Raw genomic sequence first — 17069 nt, 5'->3', positions numbered from 1 at the left:
TCTTTATGACAACATTAAACGAAGAATATGCATCTGCATGGGAAGGTTTTGCAGGCGACACTTGGAAAACTGAAGTTAACGTTCGTGACTTTATCCAAAACAACTACACACCTTATGAAGGTGATGAAAGTTTCCTAGCAAATGCAACACCAGCAACTGATACCCTTTGGGAAAAAGTAATGGTGGGTATCAAACAGGAAAACAGCACACATGCTCCTGTCGATTTCGATACTGATATCATTTCAACTATTACTGCACATGATGCGGGCTACATTAACAAAGATTTAGAAACAATTGTTGGTCTACAAACTGATGTACCATTAAAACGTGCGATTATCCCTAATGGTGGTATTCGTATGATTGAAGGTTCTTGTAAAGTTTACGGTAAAGAATTAGATCCAAAAATCAAAGAAATTTACACAGATTACCGCAAAACACATAACCAAGGTGTTTTCGATGTTTATACTGGTGACATCCTAAAATGTCGTAAATCAGGTGTATTAACAGGTCTTCCTGATGCATACGGACGTGGTCGTATCATTGGTGATTATCGTCGTATTGCCGTTTACGGTATCGATTACCTAATGGCTGATAAATCAAAACAGCATAAAGCACTAGAAAAAGACTTAGTTGCAGGTACATCTCTTCAAGATACACTTCAACTTCGTGAAGAAATTTTTGACCAATACCGTGCTTTAGGTCAAATGAAAGAAATGGCAGCTAAATACGGTTGTGATATCTCTCATCCAGCACAAAATGCAGTAGAAGCAATCCAATGGACTTACTTCGGTTACCTAGCAGCAATCAAATCACAAAATGGCGCTGCAATGTCATTTGGTCGTACTGCTTCTTTCCTTGATATCTACATCGAAAAAGATATCAAAGCAGGTAAATTAACTGAAGAAGGTGCTCAAGAGCTTATCGATCATCTAGTAATGAAACTACGTATGGTTCGTTTCCTACGTACCCCTGAATATGATGATCTATTCTCTGGTGACCCAATTTGGGCAACAGAATCTATCGGTGGTATGGGTCTTGACGGACGTACACTTGTTACTAAAAACAGCTTCCGTTTCCTTCACACTCAATACACTATGGGTCCTTCTCCAGAGCCAAACATTACTGTTTTATGGTCTGAAGCATTACCAATTAACTTCAAAAAATACTGTGCAAAAGTATCTATCGATACTTCTTCTATCCAGTACGAAAATGATGACTTAATGCGCCCTGACTTCAACAGTGATGATTATGCAATCGCATGTTGTGTATCACCAATGGTTGTTGGTAAACAAATGCAATTCTTTGGCGCACGTGCCAACCTTGCTAAAACATTATTATACTCAATCAACGGCGGCGTTGATGAAAAATCTAAAGTGCAAGTTGGTCCTAAAACGTTACCTGCAAACACAGATGAAGTACTAGAGTTTGACAGTGTATTAGCAAATCTTGACCACTTCATGGATTGGTTAGCTGAAACTTACGTCACTGCACTTAACTGTATTCACTTTATGCATGACAAATACAGCTATGAAGCTGCGCTAATGGCACTTCACGACCGTGACGTTACTCGTACAATGGCTTGTGGTATTGCGGGTCTTTCAATTGCGGCTGATTCACTTTCTGCAATTAAATACGCTACAGTTAAACCAGTTCGTGACGAAGACGGCATTGCAGTTGATTTCGATATCGAAGGTGATTACCCTAAATTTGGTAACAATGATCCTCGTGTTGATGACATGGCTTGTGACCTTGTTGAACGTTTCATGAAGAAAATTCAATCTCACAAAATGTACCGTGGAGCACGTCCTACACAGTCAATTCTTACTATTACATCTAACGTTGTATACGGTAAGAAAACAGGTAACACACCTGATGGACGTCGTGCTGGTACACCATTTGCACCAGGTGCAAACCCAATGCACGGACGTGATGAAAAAGGTGCGGTTGCATCTTTAACTTCAGTGTCTAAACTACCGTTTGCTTACGCACAAGATGGTATTTCATATACTTTCTCTATCGTTCCAAATGCGTTAGGTAAAACTGATGATTCACAAAAAGCTAACTTAGCAGGTCTAATGGACGGTTACTTTAAACACACTCCAGCAATGGAAGGTGGTCAACACTTAAATGTAAACGTAATGAACCGTGAAACATTATTAGATGCAATGGAAAATCCTGAAAAATACCCTCAGTTGACTATCCGTGTATCTGGTTACGCTGTTCGTTTTAACTCGTTAACTAAAGAACAACAAAACGACGTTATCACTCGTACATTTACAGCTAGTTTATAAAAATTAGCGATAAACAAGGTCAACTCTTGGGTTAGCCTGCTATAATCAGAAAGGTTTCATTCTTCGGGATGAGACCTTTCTTTTTTTCTATCATTTATTAACTGCAATAAGTGATTATTTGATGTATTTTGTAAAGATAAATCAAATAATCAATTTAAAAGGGGTCTTTGATGTCAGTAACTGGACGCGTCCATTCCGTTGAAACCTGTGGTACAGTCGATGGCCCAGGCATTCGTTTTATTGTTTTTTTACAGGGCTGCTTAATGCGCTGTAAATATTGTCATAACCGTGATACCTGGGATACCGAAACGGGTAAGTTAATGACTTCCGATGAAATCGTCACTGAATTACTTCAATATCGTAATTATATGGAAGCATCAGGTGGTGGCGTAACTCTCTCTGGTGGCGAAGCAATGCTGCAACCTGAATTTGTTAAAGATGTCTTTACAAAGTGTAAGGCAGAAGGTGTCCACACTTGTCTTGATACGAATGGTTTTGTCCGTCGATTAGACGATACAGTGAAAGGTGTACTTGACGTTGCAGACCTCGTGCTTTTAGATATTAAACAAATGGATAATGAAAAGCATATCGACTTAACCCATGTGAGTAATAAATATACGCTGGAGTTTGCTGAATATTTAGCTAAACACAATCAACCCGTTTATCTTCGATACGTTGTATTACCTACATATACAGATGCAGACGTAGATGTGCACGCACTTGGTAAATTTATTGAACCAATGAAAAATATCGAAAAAGTGGAACTACTGCCTTATCATGAATTAGGTAAACATAAATGGACTGCCATGGGTGAAATTTACCCACTTGAGGGCATAAACCCACCAACGCACGAAACCATGGAAAATGTTAAAAACATTCTTTCGCAATACCACCCTAATGTTATTTACTAACCTACGATGAAGCAGGTGTATTACCTGCTTTCACTGAGCTTTTTATGACCGTCTTTATTTGCCCACTTTGCCAAACATCCTTTCAACAAAAAGATAATACTCAAATATGCACTAACAACCATCATTTTGATATTGCCAAAGAAGGCTATCTTAATCTTCTGCCTGTAAATGCAAAAAACTCCAAAAATCCGGGTGATAATAAAGAAATGATGAATGCGCGCCGCCGCTTTCTCAATAGCGAAGGCTATTTACCTCTAGCACAAAAATTAATTGAATTAATCAATAATTTATTTGCGGAGAAAAAACAGGCGCATATTCTTGATTTGGGATGTGGCGAAGGTTATTACACCAATCAATTATCCAACAATGTGCCAGAAAATTTCATTATTTCTGCCTTGGATATTTCTAAGGTTGCCATACGCTATGCAGCCAAACGTAATAAAAAAATCAACTTCTGCGTAGCAAGTGCCTATGATGTACCACTTCCGAATAATAGTTTGGATTGTTTATTACGTATTTATGCCCCTTCATTAGACGCTGAGTTACAACGTTTAATCAAAACGAAAGGTTACCTTGTTACCGTTACGCCTGCACCACGTCACTTATTTCAACTGCGTGAAAAAATATACGATGAAGTACACGAGCATCCTCAGGAAAATGATTCACCAGCGGGTTTTAGTAAAATAAATCAAATTAACCTAGCTTATATTCTGTCTATTTCCGAAGCACAACAATTACAAGATCTTATTAATATGACCCCATTTGCATGGAAATTTAATCAATCCGCAATGGAAAAATTACTAGCAGAAAAGCATTGGAATATTGAATGTGATTTTAATATCGAGGTGTATCAGAAAAAATAACTCGTAGATAAGATAAAGAAGCTACGAGTGACGGCACTCGTAGCGAAAGTCTTATATTAATTCATTATGTTGTAAAAATTTATCTCCGCCAATTTTAAATGCTTTTTTCAATAATAATGCTAAATCTAAATAAGAGGGATGTTGACGCATAACCTGTTGATTATCTCGAAGGTGCCCATATAGCTTTTCCTGAATCGCGCCATACCAATCTAACAACTGCTTTGGTAATAAAGTTGTTGAACGCTTTCCAAGCCAATAAAGGCCCTGTACAGGCAGACCCAATAAAAACAAAATAAACGTAAAAATAACCGGCCCTGTAAATAACCCAGGATGAATAATATTTAAAGCAACAATTAAAAACATAAAAGCAGGTGCTAACTTAATTGATAAGCGCGTGTAATAAACAATTTTGCTATCGATAAATAAACAGTTAAGCACCCTTTGTTTTGGCCAGGACTGTAAATACTTATCGCCTTGTCGAATAACATCAAAAAATATACTCACATAAAGCTCCTGAACTGAACAAAATAATGAAGGTCATGGATTAACAGTAGCAAGAGCTAATATATTTATCAACAAAACTAATAATTGCATTAAATCAAAGACCTCATCAGACGAAGTTATTATCATACGTACTCACGTATAAAAAACAAACAACCTATATTTTAAAATCAACAACAGCCCGACCTAACCTACTATTTACATCACTAAAGTAAGAAATTGTAATTTAATACTACAAATTGATTAAAAGTTTAATTTAGATCACTTTTTTATATTAAATCATCATTGTTATTTCATTCTAGAAGCGTAGACTTATTTACCATTATGTGAATCAAATCACCAAATATTTTTCACTTATTCCGGTTATTTAACTCACAGTCAATCGTTTCAGTATTCCCCCCTCTAGATGCTGATGTTTTAAATCTTTACTTATTGGAATTTCAAATGAGCAATAAACTTGTCCTTGTCCTCAATTGTGGTAGTTCATCTCTAAAATTTGCGGTAATTAATGCTAATGATGGCGATGAAGTAATTAGCGGTCTTGCTGAATGCTTTAATCTTCCAGATGCACGTATTAAATGGAAAATTTCAGGAAAAAAAGGTGCAACTAACCTTCCACCTAATAGCGCGCACTCAGAAGCAATTTCTTATATTGTTGAGCAAATCATTAATAAAGAAGAAGGTTTAGCAGAACAGTTCGTTGCTGTTGGGCATCGAGTTGTTCACGGTGGTGAAAGATTTACTGAATCTGTACTTATTGATGAATCTGTTGTTGAAGGCATTGAAGCATGTGCATCACTTGCACCTCTTCACAATCCAGCTCATATTTTAGGAATTAAAGCGGCACAAGCTGCATTCCCTTCTTTACCACAAGTTGCTGTATTTGATACTGCATTCCATCAAACAATGCCAGCAAAAGCATTTATGTATGCGCTACCTTATAGCCTATATAAAGAAGATCATGTTCGTCGTTACGGCATGCACGGAACAAGCCATTTATTTGTGACTAATGAAGCAGCAAAAGCATTAAATAAACCAGTTTCCGATACAAATATTATCTCTGCACATTTAGGTAATGGTGCTTCTGTTAGTGCGATTAAAAATGGTAAATGTGTTGATACCAGTATGGGAATGACACCACTTGCAGGCTTAGTAATGGGTACGCGTTGTGGTGACATTGATCCAAGTATTATTGAATATTTAGTGACTCGTAAGGGTTATAGCATCGAAGGTGTCATGGACATTCTTCAAAAACAAAGTGGTTTATTGGGTATTTACGGCGTGTCTAGTGACTTCCGTGATATTTTAGATGGCTACGAAACAGGTGATGAACGTGCAATTTTAGCAATGGATATGTTCAGCTACCGCTTAGCTAAATATATTGCAGGATACGCAGTACCATTAGAACGTATCGATGCGATTGTATTTACCGGTGGAATAGGTGAAAATTCGCATATTGTTAGAGCTAAAGTGTTAGAGCTACTAACTATCTTTGGTTACCAAGTTGACGACGAGAAAAATGCATTTGCAAGACTCGGCCAAGAAGGTGTAATAACGAAAGAAGGAACACCACTTGCAATGGTGATCCCAACAAATGAAGAGTGGGTTATTGCCCAGGACTCAGTTAAACTTGCTAACGCTTAATAATAATTATCATTTTTATGGGGGCCGCCTAAACGCCCCTATTCATATTTTTTAATAAAAGGAATAGTCATGTCCCGCACAATTATGCTCATTCCCATTGGGTCTGGAGTCGGTGTTACTTCAGTCAGCCTTGGTATGGTCCGCGCTATGGAACGACAAGGTGTAGCAGTAAACTTTTTTAAACCTATTGCTCAACCCCGTCCAGGAGAAATTGGCCCTGAACGTTCAACTACTACTCTTCGTAATGCATCATCAATTAATCCACCTGAACCCTTTGCAATGCAATATGCTGAAAACCTTATTTCTTCAGGTAAAACATCTGAGTTATTAGAAAATATTGTTGAGCGTTTCCGCCAAAGTACAGCTGATAGCGACGTTGTGATCGTTGAAGGTCTTGTACCAACAGACAAACATCAGTTTGCGAACGACGTGAATTACAGCATTGCGAAAGCACTTGGTGCTGAGATGGTATTTGTTACTCATCCAAGTAATGATTCATCACAAAAATTAAAAGAACGCATGGAAATTGCGATTTCTTCTTTTGGTGGTAAAGAAAACAGCAACATCGCGGGTTGTATTATCAACAAAGTCGGTGCGCCAATTGATGAACAAGATAAAGCACGACCAGATCTAACAGAAATGTTTGAAGCACCTGAAACTGCATCGAATAAAAATCTTGAAGTATTACAAATGTTCAGCAAGAGCCCATTACCTATTTTAGGTTGCATCCCATGGAGCTCAGAGTTAATTGCACCTCGTGTTAAAGATCTTTCAGTACATTTAGAAGCAGAGATACTTAATGAAGGTGATTTAAATAACCGTCGTTTACACAGCGTTATTTTCTGTGCACGTTCAATTCCAAATATGATTGAACACTTCAAAGCGGGCTCAATGCTAGTAACTTCTGGCGACCGTAGTGACGTGATTATTGCAGTTTGTTTAGCTGCAATGAACGGCATGAAAATTGGTTGTTTATTATTAACAGGTGATTACACACCTGAAGAAGAAGTATTAAAACTTTGTCATCAAGCAATGGAATCGGGCCTACCGATTCTATTAATCAAAAGTAACACTTGGCAAACAGCACAACGCCTACAGAGCTTCAATATCGAGATCCCTGCCGACGATATCGAACGTATTGAAAAAGTACAAGAGTACATTGCAAGCCATATCGATAAACATTGGTTAAACACATTAACTGAAGACTCTTCGTTATCTCGTCGTTTATCACCACCAGCATTCCGTTACCACTTAACAGAGCTTGCACGTAAAACAGTACAACGTATCGTTTTACCTGAAGGTGATGAACCACGCACAATCCAAGCAGCTCTTATCTGTGCACAACGTGGTATTGCTAAACCTGTGCTATTAGGTAATCCGCAAGAAATTCACCGTATTGCTACACAACAAGGTATCGTATTGACTGATGATGTAGAAGTCATCAATCCTAAGGATATTATTGAGCATTATGTTGCACCAATGGTTGAATTACGTAAAGCCAAAGGATTAACTGAAGTTGTTGCTCGTGAGCAATTACAAGATACCGTTGTACTTGGTACAATGATGTTAGCTGAAAATGACGTTTCTGGTCTTGTTTCTGGTGCCGTTCATACCACCGCAAACACTATCCGCCCTGCGATGCAGTTAATTAAAACAGCACCAGGCGCAAACTTAATTTCTTCTATCTTCTTCATGCTATTGCCTGATCAAGTATTAGTCTATGGTGACTGTGCAATTAACCCAGATCCAACCGCAGAACAACTTGCTGATATCGCAATTCAATCTGCAGAATCTGCAATTGCATTTGGTATCGACCCTAAAGTTGCGATGATCAGTTACTCAACCGGTAATTCTGGTGCAGGTAGTGACGTAGAAAAAGTTCGAGAAGCAACTAAAATTGCACAGGAACGTCGTCCTGATTTATTAATTGATGGCCCACTTCAATACGATGCAGCGGTTATGGAAAATGTTGCGAAAAGTAAAGCGCCTGATTCTAAAGTCGCAGGTAAAGCAACGGTATTTGTCTTCCCTGACCTCAATACAGGTAACACCACCTATAAAGCAGTACAACGTAGTGCAGACCTAATCAGTATCGGTCCAATGCTTCAAGGTGTACGTAAACCAGTTAACGATTTATCTCGTGGTGCATTGGTTGATGATATTGTTTACACAATCGCATTAACAGCAATTCAAGCAACACAAGCAGCAGAAAGAGAAGAATCTACTAAATAATTTGTAGATGTCTACATGACGCTGAATCAAAAAGCCCGCTTTATTAAATTAATAAAGCGGGCTTTTTATTTTTAAGAAAGACTAAGAATCAAAGTTGAATTAATAAACATTTTAAACCTTTATCTATTTCAACATTTCTAAAAACATCTGGTGGTGCAATCTGAGCGATCACTGAAGCATTAGAACACTCTTCCTTTACAATCCCCTCTAAAAAAGCAAAATCTAAATCAGGTGAATTTAAGCATAATAGCGCCTGACCACCTGGATTGAGTAATTCAGGTAAACGACGAATAATTTTCGGATAATCACGCTTAATATTCACGCTGCCCTTTTGTAAAGAAGGAGGATCAGCGATAACAATATCATAGGGACCAAGGCGCTTAACTTTACCCCATGACTTAAATAAATCATGCCCGAGATATTTCACTTTACTCAGGTCGTGACCGTTTAAACGATGATTCTCTCGACCAACGGACAAGGCCGCTTTACTCATATCTAAATTAACGACTTGCGAAGCATTGCCCGCCATTGCTGCATTAGAAAATCCACAGGTATAGGAAAACAAATTCAATACACGTTTATTTTGACTATTTGCCTGTACCCACTTCCGTCCATTTTTCATATCTAGAAATAGGCCATAATTTTGTTTACTACCAAGGTTTATATGATATTTAAGCGTATTTTCATATCCAACTAAGTCAGTGACCGGCTCTCCAAATAAAACCTCTGTAGGCGCAAAATCACGGCATCGGTACTGAACTTGAATACTGCTAACAACAAAGTCTAATGAACGCATCTTTTGTTCAAGTGTTTCACTGAGCTGCGCGAGCCATCGCGGTTCAACTTCTTTATATAAAATAATTAAAATAACCGGCGATAACCAATCAATATTAATATCTTTACACTCAGGAAAAACGCCGCCACGCCCATGCAATAAACGTTGCAGCTCTGTTTTAGGGAAACTAGAAACTGCTTTCCAGTTAATATGTTCAATAATATTCATTTAGCTTTATCTTCATTTAATGTTTTATGTAATTGATCAACATCTTCATCAGAACTTAACAAAATAGCAAACCAACGGCCTTCCTCACTACTTTCAAGCGCTATTTTAACAATCATGGTTAACGGCACTGATAATAGCATCCCTACCATTCCTAATAACCACCCCCAAAATATTAAAGATAAAAATACCACCAAAGTAGAAAGCCCTAAACTACGCCCCATAAAGCGCGGTTCAACGACATTCCCCATGATCATGTTGACGCCTATAAACAATGCGACCACTATACTTGCAGAGCCGACCCCAAGTTGTAAGAACGTTAAAATAACAGCGGGTATCGCGGCCAAAATAGAACCAATATTCGGAATGTAATTAAACAAAAACGCCAATAACGCCCACAATACAAAAAAATCAACACCGAGAATCCATAGGAAAAAACCAATAATAAGGCCAGTGACAAGACTAATAATGGTTTTAATCGCCATATATTGATTTACAATTTTTAAAAAATGATCGAGATCTTTTTCCGCATGATGCGACTCATCAAACGCGACATGCATCTTTTTAGCAAAACCGGGGCCTTCTGCAAGCATAAAGACAACGGTTAACAGCAATAGAAAAACGTTACCTAATACACTACTAAAACCACTTAATGTTTTCGTTACCAACCCCATTACTTTACTTGGGTCAAAATACGCTTGTACTTCAGTCATCGAAATAGATACGTTTTTTTCACCTAACCAAGTAATTAACCAATCCATGTCTTGTGATAACTGTGCTTCATAAACAGGTAGAGCTTCACGGAAGGAATTAACAGAAGAGCCAATGACCCCACCTAACACAACGAATAATGCAAAAATGAACACAATCACCATAATGATCGCAATCGCGCGTGGTATTTTTTTACTTTCCAGTAAATTGATCGCAGGATTACAAATAATAGCGACAAATAAAGACAATAAAAAAGGGACGACAATAGTGGCTGCGACTTTTATTCCTGCCAAACAAACAACAAGTGCAGAAAAATATAAAACACAGCGGGCAAATGTAGAACCATTTGACATAATTTACTCGTAATAAATTAAAAGGGATTAAAGCTTATTACGACAGACAATTATTTCAAAGCAATATACTCAAGTTTTTATATTTAACAAAAAAAGTTAAAAATGTTAAAAAAATGTTCAAAGCATAAAAAGTGCCATTAGGCCTTTTTTGTATGACAATATAAAACCAATTTAAAAGCCATAAAAGCAAAATACAACGACATATAATCACAATACAGAAAAATACAAGACATAAGTCATACTATATTAAAATAATACTTACATATCATGTAGTAAACGTCACATTTTTTCCTATTTGTAGATTTACTTACACGTGATCTCGATCAATACTTTGCATCTAAATATACTCATATAATGACTTCGAAAATTTTTTATTAAGGTCTATTTTTGTTAAGACGACTACGATTTTACTAAAACATTTTTAAACTTTTAATTTTATAAATCCTTAGGAGAATATTATGACAGTAAGCACTGTTGCCGAGCTAGAGGCCCTGATTGCCCGCGTTAAAGTGGCACAAGCAGAGTACGCAACTTTTTCACAGGAAAAGGTTGATGAAATATTCCGTGTTGCAGCCCTTAAAGTTTCTACACAACGTATTGAACTTGCTAAAATGGCAGTTGAAGAAACTGGCATGGGTATTGTTGAAGATAAAGTAATCAAAAACCACTTTGCTTCTGAATTTATTTACAATAGTTTCCGCGATACAAAAACAGTTGGTGAATTATCACGCGATGACGAATTAGGTACTGTAACACTTGCAGAATCAATGGGTATTATCTGTGCAATTATCCCAACAACAAACCCAACCTCAACTGCTATATTCAAAACATTAATGGCATTAAAAACTGGTAATGGTTGTATCGTTGCACCGCATCCACGTGCAAAAAAATGTACTAACTACGCAGCACAATTAGTATTAGAAGCGGCTATTTCAGCTGGTGCACCAAAAGATTTAATCGGTTGGATTGATATCCCATCTTTAGAACTAACAAACACAATCATGAAACATGACGACACTGCAATTATTCTTGCAACAGGTGGTCCAGGCATGGTTAAAGCAGCTTACTCTTCAGGTAACCCTGCTATCGGTGTTGGTGCAGGTAATACACCTGTCGTTATCGATGAATCTGCAGATATCAAACGTGCAGTTTCTTCAATCTTAATGTCAAAAACATTCGATAACGGAATGATCTGTGCTTCTGAACAAGCGGCTATCGTTGTTGAATCTAAATACGATGAATTTAAAGCACGTCTTGAAAAATACGGTGCCGTTATCTTAAGCAAATCAGACGCTAAAAAAGTGGCTAAAACCATGTTCATCGATGGTGCGCTTAACGCTAAAATCGTAGGTCAATCTGCTTATACAATTGCAAAACTTGCAGGCGTAAAAGTTCCAACTTCAACTAAAGTATTAGTTGGTGAAGGTCCTGAAGTAACAACTGATCACATGTTCGCTCATGAAAAACTATCTCCTACACTAGGTCTTTTCAAAGCAAAAGATTACGACGATGCTGTTCGTCAAGCTCAAATCGTATTAGCAATCGGTGGTGTAGGCCACACAGCAGCGCTATACACAGACCAAGATGCTAACACAAAACGTGTTGATGCATTTGGAGCAGTAATGAACGCAAGCCGTATCGTTATTAACTCTCCAACATCTCACGGTGGTATTGGTGATATATATAACTTTGGTTTTGCACCTTCGCTAACTTTAGGTTGTGGTACCCACAGTGGTAACGCAGTATCAGAAAACGTTGGTCCTCAACATTTGATCAATACTAAAACTATCGCGAAGAGAGCAGAAAATATGTTATGGCATAAACTACCAAAATCAATCTACTTCCGTCGCGGTTGTTTACCAATTGCAATGACTGACTTAGAAGACAAAAAACGTGCAATGATCGTAACTGATGGCTTCTTATTTGCTAACGGTTACATTGATGATTTACGTAACATCCTTGAAAAACAAGGTATGTTAGTTGAAGTTTTCCATGAAGTAGAAGCGGATCCAACACTTTCTATCATTGAAAAAGGTGCAGCTGCGTGTAACGTATTCCAACCAGATGTTATTCTTGCAGTAGGTGGTGGTTCACCAATGGATGCAGCGAAAATCATGTGGGTTCTATATGAACATCCAGAAACTGATTTCGAAGATTTAGCAATGCGCTTTATGGATATCCGTAAACGTATCTACAAATTCCCTAAAATGGGTGTGAAAGCTGAATTAGTTTGTATCACTACAACTTCTGGTACAGGTTCTGAAGTAACACCATTCGCCGTTGTTACCGATGATGAAACAGGTAAAAAATACCCACTTGCTGACTACGCATTAACACCAAATATGGCTGTTATCGATGCTAACTTAGTAATGGATATGCCAAAATCTCTTTGTGCATTCGGTGGATATGATGCGGTTACTCACGCAATCGAAGCTTATGTTTCTCTATTAGCTAACGAATACTCAAATGGTCAAGCGTTACAAGCACTTAAAATATTGAAAGAATACCTACCAAGTTCTTACCATAATGGTAAAAATGACATGGTTGCACGTGAGAAAGTTCACAATGCGGCAACTATCGCTGGTATCGCATTTGCTCAATCATTCTTAGGTGTATGTCACTCAATGGCGCACAAACTAGGTAATGAATTCCACATTCCACATGGTTTAGCGAATGCATTATTATTAACCAATACAATTCGTTTTAACGCGACTAACAAACCAACTAAACAAGGTACGTTCTCTCAGTACAGCCGTCCACAAGCACGTGCTGACTATGCTGCGATTGCTGACCACTTAGGTTTCCGCGAAGGTAACACTGAAACTAAAATTAACGCACTACTAACTTGGTTAGAAGAGCTTAAAACTGAATTGAATATCCCTCATTCAATTAAAGATGCAGGTGTTGCTGAAGCTGACTTCCTAGCTGCAGTTGATGATTTAGCGGAACAAGCGTTTGATGACCAATGTACAGGTGCAAACCCACGTTACCCATTAATCTCTGAGCTAAAAGAAGTTTTACTAGCTTCTTACTACGGAACTGAATACTCAGACGTAGAAGACAAACCAGAAGCAATCATTGATGAAGAAGCTGCTGAATAAGCTTACTCCTTCTAGTTAATTGCTAACTGCTCGAAGCCTGCTTAATTGCGGGCTTTTTTACGCCTATAGAAAAGTTATAATTGAAAAACCCCGATTACAGATTTAATGCCATTGCTATCAATCACCAATTCGGATATCTAAAAAGTATTACGTATAAGGTATTCATTGCATGAGAAACGCAGTATAGGGGCTTGTGACAGCCTAAAAGAGATGTAAGTTAATAATCCCAAATAAAAGAATTAAAATGACACAATGAAGCGCTCACTGTGCCTTTTAATAGAGCAGAGTAACAAGGCTCGACCTCAACAAAAGGCAATGACCTTGATTAAAAGAAAACCTTACCACCCACTTAGCATTACAGAGAGATAATCTCAGTTAAATATTTATGGGGCATAATCTATCGTTGAGAGGTTTATGACTGATGACATAAACCTCTCAATCATCATGTTTATTTTCGTTTATTACAACGTAAATAAAAAGTAGCTTCAGAAGCCTTCATTACTTTAGGGCCTTTTTGGTCAGAACATTCTTCTGAAAGAGGATGACCATCCTGATTGAATTCACCAATTGACTCACTGACAATATCGACGCCTAATGAATTCCCTAGAATAGACAATGCATTCATGATTGCCGTGCTAGTATGATGCGTTGAAGATAATCCCTGAAAATAGTGATTAGATAACTTAAATTTTTCAATTCCCAACTTATTAATTAAATATAATGCAGGTCGATCGGCGGCATAATTATCAATCATCATCGCAATACCTAACTTACCGATATTTATCAGATTTTCATAGATAGTAGGCGATGAACAAATAAACACAGTTTCATCAATGGCAAATTCGAGCCACTTACTCTGACATTGGCACTCAAGTAAAATTCGTTGTAATTCACCAATTAGCTTGGGCGACTCTACCTCCATTTGAGATAAATTAATGCTAATACGATCAAAGTGGATTCCAGCACGATGCCAACTTGCCGCTTGCATCGCAGCCTTACGGATAACATACATGGTAATCGGTAATAATAACCCCGTATTTTCAGCTAAGCTTAAAAAATTATCCGGTTCGAGTAAGCCACGCTGAGGATGATTCCAACGTACTAGCGCTTCCACCGCAACGATCTGTTTTTTTCTAATATTAAATTGTGGTTGGAAATACAATTCGAACTGTTCTAATTCTAACGCTTGACTTAATTCTTTTTCTAATTCAAATTGCTTTTGAGAATGAGCCGTTAACTCACTGGTATAGAAATGATAACAACCACTACGATCAGATTTAGCACGTAATTTAGCTTCTTCAGCACTATTAATTATCGTATCAATATCAGCCCCATCATCAGGGCACATCGCGATCCCCATAGACGCAGAGACATCAATATCTAGCTCATTAATTTTGAAACGTTGATTAAATTGATCTGCAATTTTACGTGCCACTACCGCAGCATCTTGCTCACTCACTAATTCATCAACAATAATAACAAATTCATGATTACCAAATCGAGCGACGGTATCTTTTTCAAATACACAACATTTAAGTCGTTCCGCCGTTTCTTTTAAAACAGCATCACCAACACTATGTCCATATTGTGCATTGATATCTTTAAAGCCATTAATATCAATTAAAATAACAGCCATGGCTATTTCTTTAAATTCAGCCCGTGTCATCGCATCTTTTAAACGTGCCTGTAATGCAATACGATTAAACAGTCCCGTTAATGGATCAAAGGTCGCTAAATGCTCAATTTTTTTATCAACAACACCATCCTGAGTAAAATTAATAAATGAAAATACAAAATTAAGATTCCCCTCTTCTTCATGCTCAACGGCATAGGTTTCTAACCAAGCATATCCGACTTCTCCATTTTTTCGAATGTAACTTAAGTCCCCCTGCCAAGCTTTATTTTCCTTTAGGTTAATTGCAATATTTCTGTGTTGGTTTGATTGGAAAATAGTAATGTCTTGATTTATCAGTTCACTTTTTGAATAACCCGATGTACTACAAAGCGACTTATTCACTGAAATAATGATGCCTTTTTCATCGGTCACAAGAAAGTTTTCTTTGCTGTTCTCAAACACAGTATCTGCTATCTTTAATCGTTTCTGAAGAATATGGTGAGCACTCATGTCTCGTCCTACACCAATTAAGCCTTGCACTTTGCCGGTACGATCTTGCAATGCCTCTTTCTTCATATCAATAAAGTGACGTTCACCATTATTATAAGTAAGGTATTCTTCTCCAACATAGATTTGTTTAGTATCCATCACTAAACGGTCTTGTTCTTGACACATTAGCGCCTGATAAAACTCAAAGAGTTGATCATCCGTCTTACCAATAATTTCTTTTTCTGAGCAACCAACAAATTTTTCAAATTGTTTATTACACCCTAAAAATCTGCCTTCCAAGTCTTTGAAGAAAATAAGATCCTTTGAAATATCAGCGGTTGCACGCAACATTATTCGCTCTTTTTCTAAAGTGGCTTTAGTTGTATTAATTTCTGTCACATCAAAAATAAAACCAATTTGCGTATTAGTATCTGCCACCCTCTCTTTACAGAAAACCACATCATGTGCTTCACCATCTAAATCATGAATAGTGGACTCATAAAGATAAATTTGGTTATTTGAGAATATTTTCTTATCTAATTTTTCAATTTCTTTTGCTAAATGGAGAGGTAATATATCGGCAACGGTTTTTCCTACGACTTCATCGGGCGTTTTTCCAATTAAATTAGAAAAGTAGCGATTACAAGCGAGAAATGTTCCTTCATTATTCTTGAAATAAATAGGGATACTAAGATAATCGATGGCAGATTTTACATCATCACTGATTGAACCAGGAATGACCGAAGAATTACTCATCAATGGTGGTGATAAATATGTAGTTTTTAATAATGGGAAACGTATACTAATTTGTGCAATGCGCTCTTCAGATAACGCATCCTCACAGATAAAATGGTCATATTTTTTTTCAGATAGAACACTTTCAACAATATCAATATGGCGCACATGGTCAAGCTCATAATTGCTGCACCCCCCATCCGAAGATGAAAATTTAAGCATCGTTTGTGCAAGTTCTATATTCTGGCCAACATAAAGAATATTTTCTACTGAATTAGACAATCCCTTTTCCTTTTTTACTGCTTAGACCCAACATATTTAACTAGTCGAGTATCAATACATCAATGAATGAGTTGTTTTTATAAACAACAGAAATTAAATATACACTTTTCAGTGTAAATATATTTGCCTACCGATGCATATTCAGCATTATATTGGTTTTTATTGATTTTTTAGACATATACAATACGAAAGAAATAGTCTAATTATTTGATTAGTAAATACTATATTAGATTTATACGTTTAATGAAAGAGGCAAAGAGTGGTGTAAATCACAGGAATACAAAGCATAAAAATAGAAAAGAAAAAGGGGATATAAATATCCCCTATATACACAATTAACT

At 37.1% G+C, this 17069-nt stretch carries 10 protein-coding genes; 6 read left to right on the top strand and 4 right to left on the bottom strand.

From position 1 onward, the window contains the following. The first annotated feature begins 5 nt into the window (after window positions 1-5). The 3 genes from pflB to rlmA all read left to right on the top strand — a co-directional run bounded on the left by pflB (window position 6) and on the right by rlmA (window position 4065). Window positions 6-2291 (top strand): formate C-acetyltransferase, encoded by a 2286-nt coding sequence (gene pflB / locus ACR30L_RS01675; protein ID WP_435236318.1) that lies wholly within the window; start codon window positions 6-8, stop codon window positions 2289-2291. Window positions 2292-2461: 170 nt separating this feature from the next. Continuing rightward, window positions 2462-3202 carry a pyruvate formate lyase 1-activating protein gene (gene pflA / locus ACR30L_RS01670; protein WP_435236317.1) on the top strand — a complete coding sequence of 247 codons (741 nt, stop codon included), beginning with the start codon at window positions 2462-2464 and terminating at the stop codon, window positions 3200-3202. A gap of 44 nt (window positions 3203-3246) precedes the next feature. Further along, entirely contained in the window at window positions 3247-4065 is an 819-nt protein-coding gene (rlmA, locus tag ACR30L_RS01665; protein WP_435236316.1) for a 23S rRNA (guanine(745)-N(1))-methyltransferase, read from the top strand. 51 nt (window positions 4066-4116) lie between these two features. On the opposite strand, the gene yfbV is transcribed toward rlmA, so the two are convergent. Beyond that, window positions 4117-4569 carry a terminus macrodomain insulation protein YfbV gene (gene yfbV / locus ACR30L_RS01660; protein ID WP_435236315.1) on the bottom strand — a complete coding sequence of 151 codons (453 nt, stop codon included), beginning with the start codon at window positions 4567-4569 and terminating at the stop codon, window positions 4117-4119. A 441-nt stretch (window positions 4570-5010) separates the two neighbouring features. On the opposite strand from yfbV, the gene ACR30L_RS01655 reads away from it, so the two are divergent. Next, entirely contained in the window at window positions 5011-6210 is a 1200-nt protein-coding gene (locus tag ACR30L_RS01655) for an acetate kinase (protein WP_435236314.1), read from the top strand. 69 nt (window positions 6211-6279) lie between these two features. After that, complete coding sequence (gene pta / locus ACR30L_RS01650) at window positions 6280-8442, top strand: phosphate acetyltransferase (RefSeq protein WP_435236313.1); 2163 nt, start codon at window positions 6280-6282, stop codon at window positions 8440-8442. Between the two features lie 88 nt (window positions 8443-8530). Here pta and ACR30L_RS01645 read toward each other — a convergent pair whose 3' ends face one another. Together ACR30L_RS01645 and ACR30L_RS01640 are read right to left on the bottom strand one after the other, a co-directional pair. Further along, window positions 8531-9445: a class I SAM-dependent methyltransferase gene (locus ACR30L_RS01645; RefSeq protein ID WP_435236312.1), complete on the bottom strand. Its 915-nt coding sequence runs from the start codon at window positions 9443-9445 to the stop codon at window positions 8531-8533. Beyond that, window positions 9442-10506, bottom strand: coding sequence for an AI-2E family transporter (locus ACR30L_RS01640; protein WP_435236311.1), 1065 nt, complete (start codon window positions 10504-10506; stop codon window positions 9442-9444). The genes ACR30L_RS01645 and ACR30L_RS01640 overlap by 4 nt, the downstream gene beginning before the upstream one ends. A 458-nt stretch (window positions 10507-10964) precedes the next feature. Here ACR30L_RS01640 and adhE point away from each other — a divergent pair, with 458 nt between their 5' ends. Continuing rightward, complete coding sequence (gene adhE, locus ACR30L_RS01635) at window positions 10965-13607, top strand: bifunctional acetaldehyde-CoA/alcohol dehydrogenase (protein WP_435236310.1); 2643 nt, start codon at window positions 10965-10967, stop codon at window positions 13605-13607. Window positions 13608-14055: 448 nt separating this feature from the next. On the opposite strand, the gene ACR30L_RS01630 is transcribed toward adhE, so the two are convergent. After that, complete coding sequence (locus ACR30L_RS01630) at window positions 14056-16728, bottom strand: EAL domain-containing protein (protein ID WP_435236309.1); 2673 nt, start codon at window positions 16726-16728, stop codon at window positions 14056-14058. Window positions 16729-17069: the final 341 nt, after the last annotated feature.

This window comes from Psychromonas saccharinae (genome assembly GCF_051201515.1).
Taxonomy (GTDB): Bacteria; Pseudomonadota; Gammaproteobacteria; order Enterobacterales; family Psychromonadaceae; genus Psychromonas.
Note: the sequence above shows the minus strand (reverse complement) of the source record. Positions and strands in the feature narration are given on the sequence as shown.

Excerpts from the sequence above, each read along its gene's own strand:
- pflB (WP_435236318.1), top strand. The coding sequence starts at position 6 with ATGACAACATTAAACGAAGAATATGCATCTGCATGGGAAGGTTTTGCA.
- ACR30L_RS01655 (WP_435236314.1), top strand. The coding sequence starts at position 5,011 with ATGAGCAATAAACTTGTCCTTGTCCTCAATTGTGGTAGTTCATCTCTA.
- ACR30L_RS01640 (WP_435236311.1), bottom strand. The coding sequence starts at position 10,506 with ATGTCAAATGGTTCTACATTTGCCCGCTGTGTTTTATATTTTTCTGCA.
- rlmA (WP_435236316.1), top strand. The coding sequence starts at position 3,247 with ATGACCGTCTTTATTTGCCCACTTTGCCAAACATCCTTTCAACAAAAA.
- adhE (WP_435236310.1), top strand. The coding sequence starts at position 10,965 with ATGACAGTAAGCACTGTTGCCGAGCTAGAGGCCCTGATTGCCCGCGTT.
- pflA (WP_435236317.1), top strand. The coding sequence starts at position 2,462 with ATGTCAGTAACTGGACGCGTCCATTCCGTTGAAACCTGTGGTACAGTC.
- pta (WP_435236313.1), top strand. The coding sequence starts at position 6,280 with ATGTCCCGCACAATTATGCTCATTCCCATTGGGTCTGGAGTCGGTGTT.
- ACR30L_RS01645 (WP_435236312.1), bottom strand. The coding sequence starts at position 9,445 with ATGAATATTATTGAACATATTAACTGGAAAGCAGTTTCTAGTTTCCCT.